At 60.0% G+C, this 3451-nt stretch carries 4 protein-coding genes; 1 reads left to right on the forward strand and 3 read right to left on the reverse strand.

Annotation, left to right across the window (positions count from 1 at the left end; genetic code table 11):
* The coding region (locus VZ95_RS25915) for a calcium-binding protein (protein ID WP_045776956.1) at positions 1-900 on the forward strand (900 nt) is incomplete at its 5' end.
* 240 nt (positions 901-1140) lie between these two features.
* On the opposite strand, the gene VZ95_RS17245 is transcribed toward VZ95_RS25915, so the two are convergent.
* From VZ95_RS17245 to VZ95_RS17255, 3 genes are all read right to left on the reverse strand, one after another.
* Positions 1141-1938: an MBL fold metallo-hydrolase gene (locus VZ95_RS17245; protein WP_045776957.1), complete on the reverse strand. Its 798-nt coding sequence runs from the start codon at positions 1936-1938 to the stop codon at positions 1141-1143.
* Entirely contained in the window at positions 1935-2744 is an 810-nt protein-coding gene (locus VZ95_RS17250; protein ID WP_408606107.1) for a TatD family hydrolase, read from the reverse strand. Before VZ95_RS17250 ends, VZ95_RS17245 begins: the two co-directional genes overlap by 4 nt.
* Positions 2741-3451: methionine--tRNA ligase (locus VZ95_RS17255; protein ID WP_045776958.1), on the reverse strand; the 711-nt coding region annotated here is incomplete at its 5' end. The genes VZ95_RS17250 and VZ95_RS17255, both read right to left, overlap by 4 nt.

A 3451-nucleotide genomic window follows, 5' to 3' on the forward strand; every position in this document is an offset into this window, starting at 1 on the left:
CTGGGAAGTGGTGATAGTACGGTCAATGCAAGCGATGGCGATGATACTATCTCGGTGGGTTTCGGAGATCATTTTGCCGATCTCGGCGATGGCAACAATATTTACTCTTTCATTTCGGGTTCCAACACTACTCAAGACGGCACCTACGCGCCCGTCTCGGACCCCGGCACCAACCTAACCATTATCGGTGGATCGGGTAATGATCGCATTGACCACGACGGAACGTGGGCTGGTTATTATGTGACCTATAACATTACCCTGGGTGAAGGGGATAACTACTTTAACGGCAATGCTGGTTTCGGCACGAGCACCATTACCGCCGGAAACGGCGACGACGAGATTTACCTCAGCCGAGGCACCAATGATATCCGTTTAGGGGGTGGCAATAATTTAATCACTCTCCAACAGCACAATTTCTCGGGCGGTATCTCCAACAATTATATCGAAACCGGCTCCGGGAATGACGCAATCACCACCGGCGACGGAACGGATACGATTACCGCTGGGTCCGGGGCCGACACCATTAACGGCTTGAGCGGTGATAAAACCGTTGTTAGCACTGGTCTCGCCGGTGAGGCCGTCTCGGTCGTCTTCACCGATGGCCTCCACGACATCTCTACCGGTGCCAGCAACGACTATATCGTGCTTGGCAGTGGTAATAGTACGATCTCCGCAGGTCTAGGGGATGACACAATCTACATCACCAACGCCGCGACTCTTACCCTCACCTACACCGGCGGCCTCGACACGGTCAACGGCACTGTCGGTGCCCTCGTCCTTGATATCGATCCCGCCGCCATCATCGATTTCTCGACAGGCTACCTCGTCGCCACAATCGATGCAGCCAACATTCTCACCGTCACCGGGATCACCGATATCGCGCAGGTGACGTTCATCTAACCGGTCGAAGCGCCCTCCCCGCGTCCAGCCTGGGGAGGGCAGCCCTTAGATCATCAAAGGTTCGGGGGTCATTCCTGCGGGGACGGCCGCCGTTCTGATTGGGGCATGGTCAGTCGCTTCAAGCTAAGCCCCAGCCTCTTACGAATAATTGTTTGCAGCACAGCGGTGCGCTTTGATGGGGCTCAAAAGTCGCGAAAACTGTTCTGGCGTGAAAAGAGATTTTAGGGGTCTGGACTCGCGTCAGACCCCCACCACCATCCCATCAAACCCCGGCTCCACCCCCTCGGGCAGGCTCGCCTTTAGCGTCGCATAATCCATATCCTCATTCATATGGGTGAGAATGGCGCGCTTCGGTTTGACCGTGGCGATCCACTCCAGGGTGCGGGCGAGGTGGCTGTGGGTGGTGTGCGGCGTTAGGCGGAAGGCGTCGACGATCCACAGGTCGAGGTTTTCGTACTGCGCCAGCACCTCGGGCGACATTTGGACCACGTCGGTCGAATAGGCCATGCGCCCGAAGCGGTAGCCGTAGGTGCGGGTGAAGCCGTGGTCTTGGTCGACGGCGGTAATGGCTACCCCGGCGGCGGTGAAGGGGCCGGGATCAATCGGACGGCCGTCGAGGCAGGGCTTGAAATAGAAGCTCACCCCTTCCGGTAAGGGTGCCAGCGCATAACCGAAAGCGCGGTGGGCGTGCTCGATGGTTTCGGGCGGGCCGTAGGCGGGAATGGCGGCATTCATGAAGCGGTTAATCATCCGCACGTCGTCGATGCCATTCATATGGTCGGCGTGGGCGTGGGTCCACAACAGCGCGTCGAGGCGGCGGGAGCCGGTCATCAGCAGTTGCTCGCGCAGGTCGGGGGAGGTATCGACCAAAATCGTGGCCGCCTCCCCGCTCCCCTCCGGGTCCGAGGGCTCGATTTCAACGAGAATTGAGGCGCGGCGGCGGCGGTTTTTTGGCTCATTGGGGTCACAACTCCCCCAGATGCCGCCGACCAAGGGCACTCCTCCGGACGCGCCGCTGCCGAGGATGGTGATTTTCACGCGGCCTGCTCCAGCAAGGCGGCGCGCGGCACCTTATTGAACAGGGTGAAGAAATTCGCCGTCGTCACGTCGGCCAGGGTTTCGATGGAAACGCCCTTCAACCCGGCGACGCATTCGGCGGTTTTGCGGGTAAAGGCGGGCTCGTTGCGCTTACCGCGATGGGGGATCGGCGCGAGATAGGGCGAATCGGTCTCGACCAGCAGTTTTTCCAATGGCACCGCCTCGGCAACCGTCTGCTTCAGATCGGCGGCACTTTTGAAGGTGATGATACCGGAGATGGAAATATAAAAACCCATTGCAAGGCAGGCTTCCGCCAACCGCCGCGTGCCGGTGAAACAGTGGATCACCCCGGTAAACGGCCCGTGGGCAAGCTCGCTTTCGAGCAGGCTGATCGTATCATCGTCGGCATCGCGGGTGTGAATGACCATCGGCAGGCCGGTTCGGCGCGAGGCGTCACAATGCGCCCGAAAACTTTTTTGCTGAAGCTCGCGCGGGCTGTGATCGTAGAAATAATCAAGGCCCGTCTCGCCAATCGCCACCACTTTCGGGTGATGGGTTTCGGCGATCAAGGTTTCCGCCGCGTAGCCCCAATCATTCTCGGCCTCGTGGGGATGCACCCCGACCGAACAATAGATATTGGGGAAGCGTTCGGCGACGCCGCGCACGGCGGGGAACGCGTGCAGCTTGGTGCCGATGGTCAGCATCAGCCCCACCCCCGCCGCCCCGGCCCGGCTGACGACGCCGTCGAGATCCTCGGCGAAATCGGGGAAATCCAAATGGCAGTGACTATCGACGAGCAGGGTCACGACGCCGCCCCTTCCTCTTCCGCCACCCAACGCGGGAACACGCCTTGCGGCGCGGGGAGTTCCGTGCCGGGCACGAGGCGGGTGGCATAATGGGCAAAGCTGCGCGCGTCCGGGGCTATTGCCACCTGATCTAACAGCTTTTCGCCCGACGCGGGCATGACCGGCTGAACGATCAAGCCCAACTGCCGGATGACATCGGCCAGGACATAGAGTACCGTTTCCATCCGGGGAAAATCGGTCTTGCGCAGCGTCCAGGGGGCCTGTTGATCCACATAGCGGTTGGCAGCAACCACCACCTCCCAAATCGCCTCAAGCCCACGGTGGAAAGCTTGTTCGAGGAAGCTCGCGCGCACGCTCTCGTGCAGGGATGCTGCGGCGTTCAACATCTCGTGATCGGCCTCGGTGAAGTCGCCTGGCGTCGGCACTTTGCCGCCGCAGTTCTTGGCGATCATCGACAGAACGCGCTGGGCTAAGTTGCCGAGATCATTGGCGAGATCGGTATTGATGCGTTTCACCATCTGGGCATGGCTGAAATCCCCGTCATTGCCGAAGGAGATTTCCCGGAGGAGGAAATAGCGCACCGGATCGAGCCCATAGGTGTCGATCAATACCAGCGGGTCGATGACATTGCCCAAGGATTTGGAAATCTTCTGGCCCTCGTTCGTCCACCAACCGTGGGCGAACACGCGCCCCGGCACCGGCAGATC

This window comes from Elstera litoralis (assembly GCF_000963705.1).
Classification (GTDB): domain Bacteria; phylum Pseudomonadota; class Alphaproteobacteria; order Elsterales; family Elsteraceae; genus Elstera; species Elstera litoralis.